The sequence below is a fragment of the Domibacillus sp. DTU_2020_1001157_1_SI_ALB_TIR_016 genome, assembly GCF_032341995.1.
Classification (GTDB): domain Bacteria; phylum Bacillota; class Bacilli; order Bacillales; family Domibacillaceae; genus Domibacillus; species Domibacillus indicus_A.
On the sequence record NZ_CP135438.1, the window covers coordinates 279,091 to 294,058 of the forward strand.

The 14,968-nt window shown below is 38.7% G+C and carries 14 protein-coding genes; 3 read left to right on the forward strand and 11 right to left on the reverse strand.

The annotated features are described in order from the left end of the window. Positions 1 to 85 precede the first annotated feature (85 nt). Positions 86 to 787, reverse strand: coding sequence for a cysteate racemase (locus tag RRU94_RS01310; RefSeq protein WP_315691461.1), 702 nt, complete (start codon positions 785 to 787; stop codon positions 86 to 88). A gap of 541 nt (positions 788 to 1,328) precedes the next feature. Here RRU94_RS01310 and RRU94_RS01315 point away from each other — a divergent pair. Both RRU94_RS01315 and RRU94_RS01320 read left to right on the forward strand, forming a co-directional pair. Then, positions 1,329 to 1,535 (forward strand): hypothetical protein, encoded by a 207-nt coding sequence (locus RRU94_RS01315; protein WP_315691462.1) that lies wholly within the window; start codon positions 1,329 to 1,331, stop codon positions 1,533 to 1,535. Next, on the forward strand, positions 1,523 to 1,780 hold the full coding sequence (locus tag RRU94_RS01320) for a hypothetical protein (RefSeq protein ID WP_315691463.1): 258 nt from the start codon (positions 1,523 to 1,525) through the stop codon (positions 1,778 to 1,780). The genes RRU94_RS01315 and RRU94_RS01320 overlap by 13 nt, the downstream gene beginning before the upstream one ends. A 568-nt stretch (positions 1,781 to 2,348) precedes the next feature. Here the strand turns inward: RRU94_RS01320 and RRU94_RS01325 are convergent. The 7 genes from RRU94_RS01325 to RRU94_RS01355 all read right to left on the reverse strand — a co-directional run bounded on the left by RRU94_RS01325 (position 2,349) and on the right by RRU94_RS01355 (position 9,683). Beyond that, positions 2,349 to 3,203 carry a MurR/RpiR family transcriptional regulator gene (locus RRU94_RS01325; RefSeq protein WP_315691464.1) on the reverse strand — a complete coding sequence of 285 codons (855 nt, stop codon included), beginning with the start codon at positions 3,201 to 3,203 and terminating at the stop codon, positions 2,349 to 2,351. A gap of 164 nt (positions 3,204 to 3,367) precedes the next feature. Further along, complete coding sequence (locus RRU94_RS01330) at positions 3,368 to 4,525, reverse strand: MFS transporter (protein ID WP_315691465.1); 1,158 nt, start codon at positions 4,523 to 4,525, stop codon at positions 3,368 to 3,370. 168 nt (positions 4,526 to 4,693) lie between these two features. Beyond that, a complete protein-coding gene (locus RRU94_RS01335; protein WP_315691466.1) occupies positions 4,694 to 5,560 on the reverse strand; it encodes a prephenate dehydrogenase/arogenate dehydrogenase family protein in 867 nt (288 codons plus the stop codon). 18 nt (positions 5,561 to 5,578) lie between these two features. Continuing rightward, a complete protein-coding gene (locus tag RRU94_RS01340; RefSeq protein ID WP_315691467.1) occupies positions 5,579 to 6,262 on the reverse strand; it encodes an RraA family protein in 684 nt (227 codons plus the stop codon). Between the two features lie 396 nt (positions 6,263 to 6,658). After that, on the reverse strand, positions 6,659 to 8,161 hold the full coding sequence (locus tag RRU94_RS01345) for a tripartite tricarboxylate transporter permease (protein ID WP_315691468.1): 1,503 nt from the start codon (positions 8,159 to 8,161) through the stop codon (positions 6,659 to 6,661). A 12-nt stretch (positions 8,162 to 8,173) separates the two neighbouring features. Next, positions 8,174 to 8,623 (reverse strand): tripartite tricarboxylate transporter TctB family protein, encoded by a 450-nt coding sequence (locus tag RRU94_RS01350; RefSeq protein ID WP_315691469.1) that lies wholly within the window; start codon positions 8,621 to 8,623, stop codon positions 8,174 to 8,176. Between the two features lie 52 nt (positions 8,624 to 8,675). Next, positions 8,676 to 9,683 (reverse strand): tripartite tricarboxylate transporter substrate binding protein, encoded by a 1,008-nt coding sequence (locus RRU94_RS01355; RefSeq protein WP_315691470.1) that lies wholly within the window; start codon positions 9,681 to 9,683, stop codon positions 8,676 to 8,678. A gap of 605 nt (positions 9,684 to 10,288) precedes the next feature. Here RRU94_RS01355 and RRU94_RS01360 point away from each other — a divergent pair. Further along, positions 10,289 to 11,332, forward strand: a complete 1,044-nt coding sequence (locus tag RRU94_RS01360) for an Ldh family oxidoreductase (protein WP_315691471.1) — start codon at positions 10,289 to 10,291, stop codon at positions 11,330 to 11,332. A 375-nt stretch (positions 11,333 to 11,707) separates the two neighbouring features. On the opposite strand, the gene RRU94_RS01365 is transcribed toward RRU94_RS01360, so the two are convergent. From RRU94_RS01365 to RRU94_RS01375, 3 genes are all read right to left on the reverse strand, one after another. Then, the gene (locus RRU94_RS01365; RefSeq protein WP_315691472.1) at positions 11,708 to 11,977 is read right to left on the reverse strand and encodes an HPr family phosphocarrier protein; all 270 of its coding nucleotides are present in this window, start codon (positions 11,975 to 11,977) and stop codon (positions 11,708 to 11,710) included. A gap of 272 nt (positions 11,978 to 12,249) precedes the next feature. Continuing rightward, on the reverse strand, positions 12,250 to 13,548 hold the full coding sequence (locus tag RRU94_RS01370; protein ID WP_315691473.1) for a CitMHS family transporter: 1,299 nt from the start codon (positions 13,546 to 13,548) through the stop codon (positions 12,250 to 12,252). A gap of 312 nt (positions 13,549 to 13,860) precedes the next feature. Then, positions 13,861 to 14,754 carry a prephenate dehydrogenase/arogenate dehydrogenase family protein gene (locus tag RRU94_RS01375; protein WP_315691474.1) on the reverse strand — a complete coding sequence of 298 codons (894 nt, stop codon included), beginning with the start codon at positions 14,752 to 14,754 and terminating at the stop codon, positions 13,861 to 13,863. Positions 14,755 to 14,968: the final 214 nt, after the last annotated feature.

Genomic DNA, 14,968 nt, shown 5'->3' on the forward strand with positions numbered 1-14,968 from the left:
CATTGTTTTACCTACTATAGCACATCCTTGATCACAGCAAATTTTTTACAGAAGCTTATCCACCCTTCATACTGATTTTCTAACCTTATGCCTGTACTCTTTCTTCTAATCCAAGTGACGTTTCAATGACCATATCCGCTAAAATTTCTGTAGGATCAATAATAGGCATGTTTGAAGACGAGGTTAAGACAAGTGGGATTTCTGTACAGCCCGCTATAATCGCTTCCGCCCCTTCTTGCAGCAGCTTTTTAGCAGCTGCCAAAAGGTTTTGATGCCCTTTTTCCAAATCGCCGCCTTTTATTGCATATATTCCTTGCATGACGGCCTCCTGCATCTTTGAATCAGGTTCCAACACTTCAATATTGTAACTTTCACAGCTACGTTGATACAGTTTTGTATTTAGGGTGCCGCTTGTTGCCAGCAAACCCGCCTTATTGATATTATTCTTCTTTAAAAAAACTGCTGTCTCTTTGGGCATATGCAAAATAGGGATACTTACTGCATGATCAGCTGACTTATAAAAGAAATGTGCAGTATTACAGGCGATGACTAAAAAATCTGCCCCTGCCTCTTCTAAACGCCGTGCTGACTGCTCAATATAGGGAGCAGGATTTGCACCTTTTCCCAGTATAGCCGTTGTCCGATCAGGTATCTGGGTATAGTTATCTGCAATGACATGGATATGATCTTGATCTTTACTTGCAGGTGTCCGCTGAATAATTTTATTCATTAAATCTACTGTGGCTAAAGGACCCATTCCACCAATAATTCCAACTACTTTTTTCATTTTCTCACCACTTCTAAAGAAATTTTATAATTGAAATTCACCAAGAGACGGTACTCCGCTGCAGGTGTGCTTTTTTGCTTTCTTTATTATAATTTTTCTTTTTAGAAGCAGATTATAGAAAGAATCTATTCGCTAATAGAAACTATAAATTCGTGTGTCTCAGGTTACTGTTTGTCTTCACTTGAAAAATGAAATTTCATTTAAATAATTTAAAAAGCTCGCTACATTCCGCTTTGCTCATTAGGTCCAAGTTCGATGGCCGACATCTTTAAGCATTGAACCATTTTATTGTCTAGCGTGATCAGCTTTTCTTGCTCGGTTTCTTTGATCGGAATTAATTGCTGGACTGACTTCAGCTTATTAAAGAAAGCAATCTAGAAGAATTCAGTGAGCTGCACGAAAAGTAAATTTGGGAAGACCGGCTTTCCCAGCGGCAATACTACAATAAAAAAGCCAAAGAAGCCATGTACCAGCGCTTTTCTTCTCCTTCCATTCCGGAAGCAAGGCTTATGCGCAAAGGTTTAGGGGCTGGTACTTTATCGTGCCGGGAACCGATGATACGTTCAGCTATATGGAAGGGATCTATACACACAGGTTAACACCTAACTATTCCATTGAGATGGGCAAGCGCAGCACCAAGCCTGGATACGCGGTGCTTAATCTGCCGGCCGTCTATTCTCTTACCTATCAAGTGATGGACTGCTTTATCAGCAGGTTCCGGTGGCCAACCTGTATATGGAGCGGTTAAAGGACCGATGGGTCATTCATATGAAAGACGCGCGGTTAAGTGGTGTTTCCGTTGATTTAGCCGATTTCATTAAGCGTTCTGCCAAACAAGGGCGTGTGCGGTATGTTCCGGAATATGAAGCGCTCAGCATTCAATCCCAGGAGGAATTGCTGGCGGTTTCTTTGTCCGTAGATATTAAGGACTGGCTGCGAAAAAAGGAGAAAAGAACGGCAAGAGTATGCAGGATATTGATGCAGAAATTCTAGAAGAAGTGTATAAACGTGAGCAAGGCCAAAGTAATCATTCTCAAATACTCAATCAAAACCGAAGCTGACTTAGATAAGTCAGCTCTTTATTTTCCATTTAATGTTGAGGTTATCTGATTCATGTTTCTTTATAAAATAAGCGAAAAACCTTCTTCAAAAGCTATGTGGAAGGTAGCACATAGCTTTGTAGTAATTAAGCGCTCTATATTTAACACAAGCTTTCTTCAGAAAAGCTATCCTCTGTTTACTCATCGGCTTCAAACTATATTGATACATTTTTTAGAAATTATAAATTCGAGTTTTACACATAATGATAAAACATAAATTCCCATTTTAATTATGAGTTATGCCCCCTTTAAACTTGATTTTTTGTTGTAAATTATCAAGAGTAGCTATTTGTAAATTCGTCTTAAAAACAATTATTTTTGAGACGAACAGGACAGGAAAGAAATCTTCTAAATCACTGTAGCTTGAAGAGCTTTTACATTCTTAGAGATACTCTTGATAAAAATAAAAATGCAATATTACTTGGTTTTAAAACCAAGTAATATTGCATTTTTATTAAGGGTTATTCATGTAAGGAATGGTAATTCATATTTGTTAAAATTTTATTTACTTTATCGAGACGTTCTTTTGTTCTTTCTGGGTAATTGATAGCAATAGCACTGATTAAATAATCGGCAACAAACATGGAGGATACCGCTGAATTATGAAAAGCGATACTGCTTGAATTACAAGGTAAAATTAAGTCGGAATGCTTCATAAGAGGTGACGAGTAGCTATCCGTAATAGAAATAACTTGTACCCCGTTCCCCTTTGCTGTTTCCGTAAAGTCAATAATCCTCCTTGCATATCGAGGGAAACTTATGGCAATCACCAGATCGTTTGATGACATATTCACGATAGTATCCACCCAATCACTTACATCAGAGACGATCATTTGTGTATTCCCCAAAAGACGATTAAGTCCATGTGTTAAGTATTGGGCTACAGGCAGACCGCTCCTAACACTTGTGCAGATAATACGTTCAGCAGATACAATTTTCTCAATAGTCTCTTCAAGGACTTCAGGCGATATCATATTCATCGTATCCTGTATGCTGCTGATCTGGCTTTCCGCATACCGCCCCCATAAATTATTCTCGCCCATCCCTTTTATATTAGCTTCAAGTCTTGTTTGCGGAGCAGCACGATTACGAAGTATCTCCTGAAGCCCCTTTTGAAATTCTGTGTAGCCTGAATAACCGACGCTAAAGGTTAAGCGCATAATCGTTGTTGTACTTGTACCAACAATGCCCGCTAATTGATCCACTGTCAAAAAAGCAACATCAAGCGGATGTTTAATTATATAATCGGCTACTCTTCTTTGTGTATCTGTTAACTCTGATATTTTATTTTGTAATTTAATAATTGGATTTTCCATCTTATAACCCCAATCACCCTAAGTATGTAGTAAAAATTCCACCAATTTTCTTTAAAGAAATGGTAGCACTATTTCAGAGTTTAGACAAACTTCTTTTTAAGAAAACAAATAGACATCAGGTGTCATCATTTTTCTATATATTCTTATACAGAGTGATGTGACCATCATCTTCTTTTGTACAAAGCAATTTTTTGAGAATTAACAGAACCAGCCATAATAACCGCGCCGCATAAAAAAAACACACCAGACATTCCCGTTAAACCTGAAACAGCACCAAGAGAAAGCGGTGCTATAATTTGAGTTAATTTATTAAATGTTAGACGTAATCCAAGCCCTTCGGCCACCCGCTCTTTTGGCAGTGCAATAATTGTTGCAAAAATAGAAAGCGGCTGTGCAATTCCGGTACAAAAACCAAGCACTAAAGATAAAATACTAAGCGATATAACGTGATCTGTAATTGGATGTAAAAGATAAGAAAGGCCTGCAAAGAAGATCGATAAAGTAATAACAACATCCCGCTTTAAATGTTGTGATATCCATGGCAAAAAGCCACGGATTAACATGCCTGCTCCTGCATTTAATGCCACAATTACCCCAATGATAAAAGCAGAGAGACCATTTTCAACAGCAAGCAACGGGAAGAAGGCGTTGTATGTATCTTTTGCAAGCAAAACTATAGAACTGACTAGCACTGCTTTCCGCAAGTCGGGGAGGCGAAGTAATAGAAAGGCATTGTTTTTAGGCTTTCCATTGATCTTCGACATCGTTTTTTTGCTTGTAAAGAAGAAGGATATTGGAAGTATAAATATCAGAATAATACCCAAACTGAAAAAAGCATAGGTATAACTGAAGGTATCTGACAAAAAACCTGTAATTAGTGGTCCGATAAAACTGCCGGCTGCGACTGCGATACTGAACACCGCGATATAATATTCTCTTAGTTTACTTTTTGAGAATTGTCCTGAATATGCTTGTATAGATAATACAAACACTAACTGTGCAAACCCGGCAAATACTTGTGATAGATAGACCCCCGTAATATTATTGAAAGAAGCCACGATAACCATAGAAAGGATTCCAAAAACAATACTTGCAATAAGAGGTCCTTTGATACCAACTCTGTCGATCATTTTTCCTAAATAAATGGACAAAAAGAGCGGTAAAAAAGAGAACAGCGCAACTATCACGCCTATTTCCGCATGGCTCACGCCTAAATCGTATGCATATAATGGAATGAGCGGCCTGCTTCCTGCAATGCTAACCATAAATAAAGCGGTGCAAACAAAAACTTTATAACGATCGGGTCTTTTCATTTTTCTCATCTTAATATTTCCCTTCTTTATTAAAAGAGAGTGAAAAGACAGACACATCCATCTGGACTGTCTGCCTGAACTTTTTTTATCAATGGACGATCTGCATATCTTCACTAAATTCATATAAAGAATATAGATCGGCTTCTACCTACTCAATTCGCCCATTCGTTTATTATTTTAAAAAGCTTCAATTACTTGAAGCCAGTGTTCCGGTTTTTCACCATTAAACTTATCTTTCAAATTTAAAGAAGCGAGCTTTTCAATTTTTTCTTTTGCTGCTTTTGACATAGAAGAATCAATATTGACAGAATCGAGCATCGCAATGGTTCCGCCCAGCTCCACAGAGCGTCTAGCGGCGTGAAGAGCTGTTCCGGTAACGAGTCTATTCATTGTCTCCTCAAATGTACGGCCATTAATTGTTTCACTGAGTGAATCAATAACCAGTGTCTCAACATTGAACTCGTGTGCTGCTTCCAGGAGTTCAACATAAAGGCCGGCAATACCCTTCATATAGATACTCCTAATTAATTTAACGGCTGTTGCTTCTCCCGGCACCTCACTGACTTTGCTAATGTTCATGCCGAAAGGCTGCATGTTTTCCATAAAGGTATCTGTTCCTTCACCACTTGCTAGAATAGGAACTTCGTGTTTATATACCGGAAGTGGACCCATCATAGCTGCATCCACAAACTTTCCACCTTTTTCTTGAATATTGGCAGCAACTTTTTTCTTCACATCGGGACTAGAAGCGGATACATCAATATATACCATACCGCTTTTTAGATTTGGTTTTAACTGTTCGCTTACTTCAAGGGCTTTATCTGCTGGTACGGCAACGATAACAGCGTTTATCTCTCTTAAAACTTCCTCCGGTGTTTGAACGAGTGTTACACCTGCTGTTGTTGCTCGATGTAGTATCAATGCCTCATATGCTGGTACATTCCAAAGGGGGTCATACGCCGTCATCTTTTCAAGTCCTTGCTGTTTTAATCCTGATGCCAATTCAAATGCTGCTTCTCCAAAACCGATAAATCCCAAATGCATGGCTTTTCTCCTTTCCTCTTAAAACCCAAATTCTTTTATTTTATCTTCCAGCCATGGTGGTGCAATGCTGATTCCGTCTACATTTCCCTGTCTGCGTTTCTCTTCATAATTCGCAATAGTCTGCAGGCGCTTTTCTTCATATTCAAATTTGTTTTCAGCTTTATGCAGTGCTTCCTCAATTTTATCTTTGGGAACAACGATTACACCATCTTCATCCCCAACAATTAAATCACCCGGATGAACGACTACTCCAGCGCATGAAATCGGGGTATTGATTGCTCCCGGTCCATCCTTGAATGGCCCATTCGGTATAAAACCTTTTGCAAATATAGGAAGTCCAATTTTACCGAGCATTTCTTTATCACGAACAAGACCATCAATCACAATGCCTTCTAATCCTATAGCTTTTGCAGCACCAGCCATTAATTCTCCAAGGTATGCGTTTTCAGTATGTCCTTTACCATCTGCTACGAGAACATATCCTTCCCCGCCACAGTAAATACCTTGATGCAAAAAGAGATTATCACCAGCTCTTAAATCTACAGTTAAAGCGGTTCCAACAACTTTCATGCCTGGTGCTACAGGCTTAACAGTAAAATGCATTGAACCTGTGCAACCCAGTGCATCTGATAAAAGTGTGGTATTTAGTTTTTTAGCACGCTCGATTATTTCTTGTGGTAAGAGGTCTTCTTTGTAAATCATTTCTACACTCCTTCATTTAAATAATTGGCATGAAAACATTTTTAAACCCAAAGCCATATAACTTTTTCTTCTAGAGAGGAAAAACATACCTGTCATAAAAATAACTTTTTTATTAATACAAGTAATATTTTTTACTACCTTTAATGATATGGTAACATTGATTTTTTCTGCTGTAAATAAGTTTTATACTGCGTTAGGTATAGAAAAAATGATCACTTAATTTTTTACCATATACCTAATACTTTTATTATTAAATTTATAATTCTTTGATACGGAGTTAAAATATCCTCTATATCTACCAGGTAATCGATCCGATACAGAGGATGTAGTTTGCCTTGTCTTCCAGGTTCTTTGGGTACTCTTGTGAAAAACAACCATGTTCACAATTTTTACTCGTTACATCTCCACATCATCCGCAATCTTTTTATTTGTAAAGCCAAAATAGATGCTGAGAGCCATCATAATCACTGCAATAACCAGCAAAGTTCCAGATATTGGTCTCGTGAAAAACTGTGAAAAGTCCCCATTAAAAATGGTTAAAGATTTTAATAAAGAACTCTCAAGAATTTTGCCTAAGACAAATGTCAAAATAACAGGTGCCAGAGGAAATTCCGCTTTTTTCATAAAGTAACCAATGACACCAAAGACTAACATGGCTCCGACATCAAACAAACTATTACTAATGCTGTAAGTTCCAAGTATTGTAATAATAAGGATAATAGGGAAAAGAAGTTTGAAAGGAACCATTGTAATCCTTGCCCATACATTTGCCAAAGGTAAGTTCATAATAAGAAGTATCAGGTTGCCAACAAACATACTGGCAATAACCCCCCAAGCAAATTCGGGGTTATTTTGAAACAAGGTTGGTCCCGGTGTTAAACCATGCATAATAAAAGCACCGAGCAGAACAGCAATTGCTGGTGAACTCGGAATCCCCAAAGTGAACAATGGAATTAATGCAGCGCCACTATATGCATTATTTGCCGTTTCCGGGCCCGCAACTCCTTCTAGGGCACCTTTACCGAAACGCGATGGATCTTTTGAGATTTTACGTTCCATGGAATAACTAAGAATTGTAGGGATTACAGAGTTAGTTCCTGGGACCAAACCAATTAAAAAACCTAAACCACTGCCCCGGGAAACGGCCTTTAATGTAGGGGCCCACTCATCGCGCTTTGGCATTAAACCTTGAATTTTTGGTGGCTTCTGCGCTTGAGCTTTCAAATTTTCTTCTGCATTGATAAGTAATTCAGATAAACCAAATAGGCCCATCGCGATTGAAATAAAATCAAAACCATCTTCTAAATGCGCTTCACCGAAAGTAAAACGGAAGGTTCCCATTGTATCCATGCCGACAAATGCTAGCATTAAGCCAAAGAATGCCGCCATCAATCCTCGCACTAGCGATTTACCCATTAAGCCTACCAACAATGATAAGCCTACAACGACTAATGCAAAAAATTCTGGCGGCCCAAATTTAAGTGCCTGCTGCGCAACCAAAGGACCCACAATGACAAGACCGATAATGGCAACAGTACCACCAATAAAAGACCCAATCGCAGAAATGCCCAAGGCCACACCTGCCCTTCCCTGTTTGGCCAAGGGATAGCCGTCCAGACAGGTAATAAGTGATGCCGCTTCTCCTGGAGCATTGATTAAAACCGATGTAATTGTTCCGCCATACATTGAACCGTAGTAGATGCCGGCCAGCATGATTACCGCCGAAACAGGTTCCATTCCAAATGTCATTGGTAAAAGGAGTGCTGTACCGGCTGTAGGTCCAAGCCCTGGCAATACCCCAATTAACATGCCGAAGGTAACGCCAACCAAACAATAAAGCAGATTTTGCCACGTAACGGCTGTCTCAAATCCTGTTAGTAAGTACCCTAATGATTCCATAGCAATTCTCCTTTACCATCCAAATGCATTTACAGGCAATGGAATACTTAATATCGAGCCAAAAATCCAAAACAGTAAACCTGTAACCATTGTTGAAAGCCCCAATCCCCAATACCATTTGTATCCTCGGGAAAACAAGATAAACAACATTAATAAACAAGAGATAGTAAATCCGGCATAAGGGACGATCAGCATAAACAATGCCAAGGAGCCAACACATGTCAACACATTGACTAAGCCCTCTCCCTTGGGCATGACATCAGAAAAATGAATGATATTTTTTTTAAGTGACATGATGATATTGATCACACAGAGAATCATCATAAATCCGCTGATCCAAAGCGGCAATAAAGCTGAACCTGGCCCAAACTCGCTATAGTACTCCATTGATAACGCTTGCTTAAACACTATTCCACTAATAAGGAAAAAGAAAATACTCATCACAACGCCAAGGTTTTTCAAAGAAGACACACCCTTTTTATGAAGGATTCTATACTTGTTTTTATACCACCTGTTACCATCCCATTAAATGCTGAAGATCCTTTGCCGATTGTTCTTCTTCTTTTAACATAGCTTTATAATCTTCTCCTTTAATCACTTCAATATTTAATCCTAGTTCCTCCATTTTTTTAATGTGTTCCGGATTGTTCATCGCTTTGTCTGCAGCAGTTTGGAGTTTTTCCAATACAACAGGATCTAGTCCTTTTGGAGCTCCAATACCTCTAGAAGAATAGTTTAATACCTCTCCTACTGTTTCCTTTAGTGTAGGGACATCTGGAAATTGAGGAACCCGTTCTTCCATCATGACGCCAATTACTTTCATTTGTCCTTCTTTTTCAGCCTCTAAAACTTCCCCAGCTTTTGCTACTAAGACGTCAACATGCCCACCAAGAACCCCAGTCAAAGCTTCGGCCGTTCCATCAAAATGAACAGGTTTAAATTTGGTTCCCAGTGTTTCGTTAAGCTGCAAAGCTGCAAAATGGTTTCCCGATGCGACACCATTTGTTGTAGATGTTACATTCTTTTTCTTTGCGTATTCAATCAATTCTTCAATTGTAGAAAAGCGATCTTCATCTGCACGGATCGCAATTACTCCTGCATCAAGAACATGATTAGCAATATAATCAAAACTATCTAAATTCTCTTTTCTTTGTGTAGAAGGGTTTAGATAACCTGTCATTAAGCCGGGAGTATTTAGATATCCGATTGTATAGCCATCTGGCTCTGCATCAAGCAACTCCTTGTAGCCAATCCATCCACCGCTGCCTGGCTTGTTCTCAATGACCACCGGCACACCTAATTCTTTTTCCAAATGGGGGCCTAATAAACGAGCGCCCAAGTCCGTCCCACCACCAGCAGCAAACGAGACAATCAATTTAATTGGTTTATTTGGATAATCACTATCTTTTTCACTTCCAGTACTTTCTTCCGGTGTACCACTTGCTGTTTTTTGGTTGCTGCACCCTACCATAGTTCCGATAGATGAAATTAATAATAGTAGGATTAAAAGCGTTTTCTTCATAAATTTATCCTCCTAAAAATATAATTTTTGAATCTAGAGCTGAGTGGATTTATTTTTAGTTATTGCTTTTTAAAAAAATTTGATTTTTTCCTTCTGGATTAAGATTGAAATACTATGATGGAAACCTCCTTAGAATGAAGGTAACTACTGTTTAAGGCAGAATCCTTACTGCTATATTTCTCTACTCCTGATTAGGCAGTTAACTCATCCACCTGTCTGAAATTTAAACATCAAAAATTAGCAAGGACATCTAACACTACCTGACCCTTTTTTGTTACATGCTAACTTATCCAATTTGAGCCACTCCTTTTCATATTTTTAATTTTATGAATCACCACTTTATAAAAGAGTGTTAATTCTATTGGAAGATTTACTAACTAACATCAATACAAGTGTTATAAACTTATTTTTTAATTATCCATCCACTTTTGAAGATGAATAGTTTGACGAGTTAACCAAGAAGAGTTACCCTTAACTTAGTAGTAAAAATAACAACATAATTTATTTTCGGAATATTTATTACTTTGTGAATTCATAGTAACATCGTTTATTTTGTATGTAAACACTTTTTTGAAAGCGCTTTTAAAAAACAGGAGGAATGAAAATTGATTACTGTCCAAAAAGAAGCTCTTGAAAAGTGCGTGCTTGAAATCTTCCAGGCCGCTGGTTTAAACGAAGAACAAGCTGGTATTGTAGCACGCCATCTTGTACTGGCGAATTTAAGAGGCATTGATTCCCACGGGGTCAGCCGGGTCGACATTTATACGAAACGGCTCGATCTTGGCATCATGAAAAGGCAAACAGAAATCAATGTAGTTAAAGAAACGTCATCCAGTATGCTGCTAGATGGTGGAAGCGGTGTCGGTATTGTTCTTGCAACAAAAGGAATGCAAATAGCTGTTGAGAAAGCCAAAAAAACTGGAATCGCCATTGTCGGCATTAATTATTCATCTCATTGTGGAATGCTTGCGGATTATACAGCGTACGCAGCGAAAAATGATTGTATTGCACTTGCTGTGACAAATGCACCGTCCAGCATGGCACCCTGGGGAGGCAAAGAGGGCTATTTTGGTACAAATCCTCTATCTTATGGAATTCCAGCCGGAAAAGAAGTTGATATTGTCTTTGATATGGCAACAAGTGTGGTAGCACGAGGCAAAATTACATTAGCCCGCAAAAATAATCAGGAGATTCCTATTGGCTGGGCGATTTCCAAAGATGGATACCCTACCACTGATCCGATTGAAGCAGGAAAAGGACTTGTTCTTCCTGTTGGAGGACCAAAAGGATATGGACTTGCTTTTTTTGTTGAGGTCTTATCAGGACTTCTAACAGGTGCGGCATTTGGCCCTTATATCTCAAGCCTTTATAAAGATTTAAACAAAAGCCAGAATGTTGGCCAGTTTTTTCTTGTGATACGAGCCGATTTATTTGAAGAATTGGCTTCTTTTAAAGATCGGATGGATCAAATGATTGAAGAAATTCGCAACATCCCACTTGCACATGGATATGACCGAATTTACTTGCCAGGGGAGATTGAATACGAAAGATCAAAAAAACTGGCAATAGAAGGTATTCCGCTCTCAAAAAATGTTTTAGATGAACTTGCATCAGTCGTTGAGCGTTACGGGTTAGAAATGCCTGTTTAATATTGATTTTAGAAAAAAGGACCAAATTAACCGCTCCAGCATTTTAGCAGCAGGAAAAGTTACAGCAAAGAAGAAAGGCCTATGCTTAAAAAACCGTCTGCAAATCAGGAGAAAGTATCCAATTTACAGACAATTACGTAAGCAGCAAAAACTATTCTCCGTCTATTCGTAAAATAGGTAACGCAGTTGTGAGTTAGAGTTTTCTTCAACAGTAAAAGGTCATCTTGATCGTTTAAAGCAGTCTGTTTATGAAAAATACGAAAAACAATCGTTTTGAGGTGACTAAGATACAAGAATAGTGGCTTACGATTTCTTACTAAAGCTAAGGCGCTTCTTTTAAAAGAAGCGCCTTAGCTTTATAATCGTTTTATTTATTTATTTATCAAATCCGCTAGTAAGAATACCACCCAGTACATGAATCGCTTTTTCTTCATCCTGGCCATTTGTGATAAGCGTTACATTATCACCTTGGCGGATCGCTGAGGCCATGATGCCCATAATGCTTTTTGCTGCTACCTTTTTTTCATTCTTTATCAGCAAAATGTCACTGCTGAAGGACGAAGCTTTCTGGACAAAATGAGATGCCGCCCTTGATTCAAGCCCAGGGTCCAGTCCAACCACAATTTGTTTTTGAAGCATAGTCATCTTACCTTTCTGAGTTCGCCAAGTATCTGGACGCTCTCTTTTTAAGCAACAAGAAAATATACTTATTTAATGATGATTTAAAGGTTTACCACTGTTCTATCCGCTTTTCACTTCACTAGTTCCACTGATGAATCTCCAGGCTAACGGCTTAGCTATTCAGAGTATTCTGTGTATGATCAAGAATGACTTTAATTATTGTATCTAAGCGAATTTCTATAAAAGGATAGATATTCTAAAATATAAGCGCTTTCTTGCTTATAGTGTTTATATGATTAAATAGATAATACGCCGATTAAAACACCGACAACCGTCATAACCACTGCTGTCCCTAACGCATATTTGGCTGAAAAACGAATATGGTCACCTATATCAATACCAAGCAGCCCTACTAGTACGTAAATAGACCCTTGAAGCGGGCTTAACAAGTGTAAAGGCTGTCCCAAAAGAGAAGCTTGTCCGATCTCTATTGGTTGAATGCCAAAGTGGGCAGCAGTCTCCGACATGATCGGAATAATCCCAAAATAAAACGGAGCATTCGCCATAAAAAACGTGAATGGCATACTTAGAATGGCAACAATGACTGTTAATCGAGGTCCAAGTGCATCTGGAATTATGGCGATTAGAATATCTGCCATAGCTGCAACGATTCCAGTTCCCTCTATAATCCCCGAAAATACACCTGCTGCAAATATCATGGAGACAACAGTTAATATGTTACCTGCATGTGCATGCAAACGGTCCTTTTGGTCTTGCAGGTTAGGATAATTAACAATCATAACTATCGCAAATCCAAGCATAAATAAAGCCTGTAATGGTAAGAAGCCCGTAAGTAAAGCTGCCATTACTAAGAGGGTTAAAACCAGGTTAAACCAAAATAATTTAGGACGCTTTATGGATGCATCCATTCCTGTATCAAGGGTAGCGGCAATTTCTCCACTTAAATCTAAGTCAATGTGGGTAACCCCTAACCGCTTGCGTTCACGCCGTCCGAGAAAAAACGCAACTACTAAAACCCATACTCCGCCTGCAATCATAGAAGGGATGATTGGCACAAGCATTTCTAGTATATCTACATTTACTGCTGCAGCGGCTTGAACAGCTGGCCCTCCCCATGGTGTCAAATTCATTACCCCCATAGCTAATGCGGGAATACAGGCCAAAATAAGTTTGTTCATACCTAATTTTTCATACAATGGAAGAAATGCTGTTACTACAATAAGGTACGTAATTGTACCGTCACCATCCAGAGCAACGATCAATGATAAAACCGCAGTACCAAGTACAATTTTTAGTGGGTCGCCACCCACTATTTTTAAAATTTTCGCTACGAGCGGATCAAAAAATCCAGTGTCTATCAATACGCCAAAGTAAAGGATGGCAAAAATAATCATAATAGCAGTTGGCGCAATTTTCTCGAGCCCCGCCAACATCATTGGTCCTAAATCAGTAAAACCACCAATTAGCGCAAAAACGACTGGAACAATGGTCAATGCGTTGAACGCTGACATACGCTTGCTCATTATCAAATACATAAAAACCACAATCATGGCAAATCCCAAAAATGCTAGCATTATATACTTCCTCCTTGTTTCGTAGAATTCCTTAGATTACATGTCAGTTTTAGGAGGCAATCCTTCCAGAGTAAACACAAAGAAATATTCAAGACATGAAATGTGCCTTCCCTCTTGTTTGTAAAGGCTTACAGACTTAACAGACTATACATTCAAAGGAATTATTGATTAGTCTTAATCACAAAAGCACCCTTCTATTCTTCATAGCTCATATATAAAATACGCCTTATTATAATGAATTATAGAATTATTCAGACCTGAAACCAACAAAGACTTATCTCAGAAACTTTATGGTTTCTGGTCTGAAAGAAATTAGCTGTTAATTGCTGCGTTTTCTTCTTTACAAGCTTTAATGACGTCCAACCAATGCTCTGGCTTTTGTCCTTTAAATTTTTCTCTCAAGTTAACATCGGCTAGGTGTTGAAGCTTGTCTTTTGCTGCTTTAGACATGGATGAATCAATATCGGAAGCCTCCAGCATTTGAATGGATCCATCGAGCTCGATGGATCTTCTTAATGCATGAATGGAAGTTCCAGTTACCAGCCGATTCATGGTTTGTTCAAAACTATTGCCATCCATGGTCTCGCTTAATGAATCTAACACCAGTTTTTCCACATTAAATGCATGAGCAGCCTCCAACAATTCCAAGTAAAGTGCCGCTACCCCCTTCATATGAATACTCCGGATTAGTTTCACCGCGGAAGCTTCGCCAGGATTGCTGCTGACTTTTTTGATATCCATTCCATATGGTGTCATCAAAGAAACAAGTCGTTCTGCTCCGCTGCCACTTGCCAGGATGGGAACTTTATGTTTATAGACCGGCAGGGAACCCATCATCGCTGCATCTACAAAAAGTACGCCATTTCCCTCAATATTTTTTGAAATGTTTTGTTTCACTTTAGGAGTGGAAGCCGATACATCAACATAAACACAGTCTTTCTTTAAGTATGGCTTCAGTTCTTCGCTCACTCCGTAAGCTTTATCCGCGGGTACCGCTACAATAACGACTTCAACTTTTTCTAGCACATCTTCCGGTGCAGCAAGAATTTCAACCTGAGCTTGACTGGCCCGTTTCTTTATTTGTGCGCCAAAGGCAGGATGATTTAGCATCACATCATGGGCAAAAATCATTTCTACCCCTTCTTGTTTTAGCCCCGTTGATAATTCAAAAGATGCCTCCCCAAATCCAATAAAACCCAATCTCATTTTTATATTCTCCTCCTATTTTACAATCCATAAGATTCTATTTTCTTTTTAACCAAGGAGGCTGAATGCATCCTCCCTCAATACGTTGCTGTCGTTTTTTCGCATATTCTTCAATGATTTTTATACGTTTTTCTTCATAACCTAATTTTTTCTCTGCTTTAGCAAAAGCGTCTTTAATCACTACTTCAATTGAACATTGCTAATTCCGTTTGAA

Excerpts from the sequence above, each read along its gene's own strand:
- RRU94_RS01355 (WP_315691470.1), bottom strand. The coding sequence starts at position 9,683 with ATGAAGAAAACGCTTTTAATCCTACTATTATTAATTTCATCTATCGGA.
- RRU94_RS01340 (WP_315691467.1), bottom strand. The coding sequence starts at position 6,262 with ATGATTTACAAAGAAGACCTCTTACCACAAGAAATAATCGAGCGTGCT.
- RRU94_RS01365 (WP_315691472.1), bottom strand. The coding sequence starts at position 11,977 with ATGACTATGCTTCAAAAACAAATTGTGGTTGGACTGGACCCTGGGCTT.
- RRU94_RS01330 (WP_315691465.1), bottom strand. The coding sequence starts at position 4,525 with ATGAGAAAAATGAAAAGACCCGATCGTTATAAAGTTTTTGTTTGCACC.
- RRU94_RS01370 (WP_315691473.1), bottom strand. The coding sequence starts at position 13,548 with ATGCTAGCATTTTTGGGATTTGCCATGATTGTGGTTTTTATGTATTTG.
- RRU94_RS01375 (WP_315691474.1), bottom strand. The coding sequence starts at position 14,754 with ATGAGATTGGGTTTTATTGGATTTGGGGAGGCATCTTTTGAATTATCA.
- RRU94_RS01320 (WP_315691463.1), top strand. The coding sequence starts at position 1,523 with ATGGAGCGGTTAAAGGACCGATGGGTCATTCATATGAAAGACGCGCGG.
- RRU94_RS01325 (WP_315691464.1), bottom strand. The coding sequence starts at position 3,203 with ATGGAAAATCCAATTATTAAATTACAAAATAAAATATCAGAGTTAACA.
- RRU94_RS01310 (WP_315691461.1), bottom strand. The coding sequence starts at position 787 with ATGAAAAAAGTAGTTGGAATTATTGGTGGAATGGGTCCTTTAGCCACA.
- RRU94_RS01335 (WP_315691466.1), bottom strand. The coding sequence starts at position 5,560 with ATGCATTTGGGATTTATCGGTTTTGGAGAAGCAGCATTTGAATTGGCA.
- RRU94_RS01345 (WP_315691468.1), bottom strand. The coding sequence starts at position 8,161 with ATGGAATCATTAGGGTACTTACTAACAGGATTTGAGACAGCCGTTACG.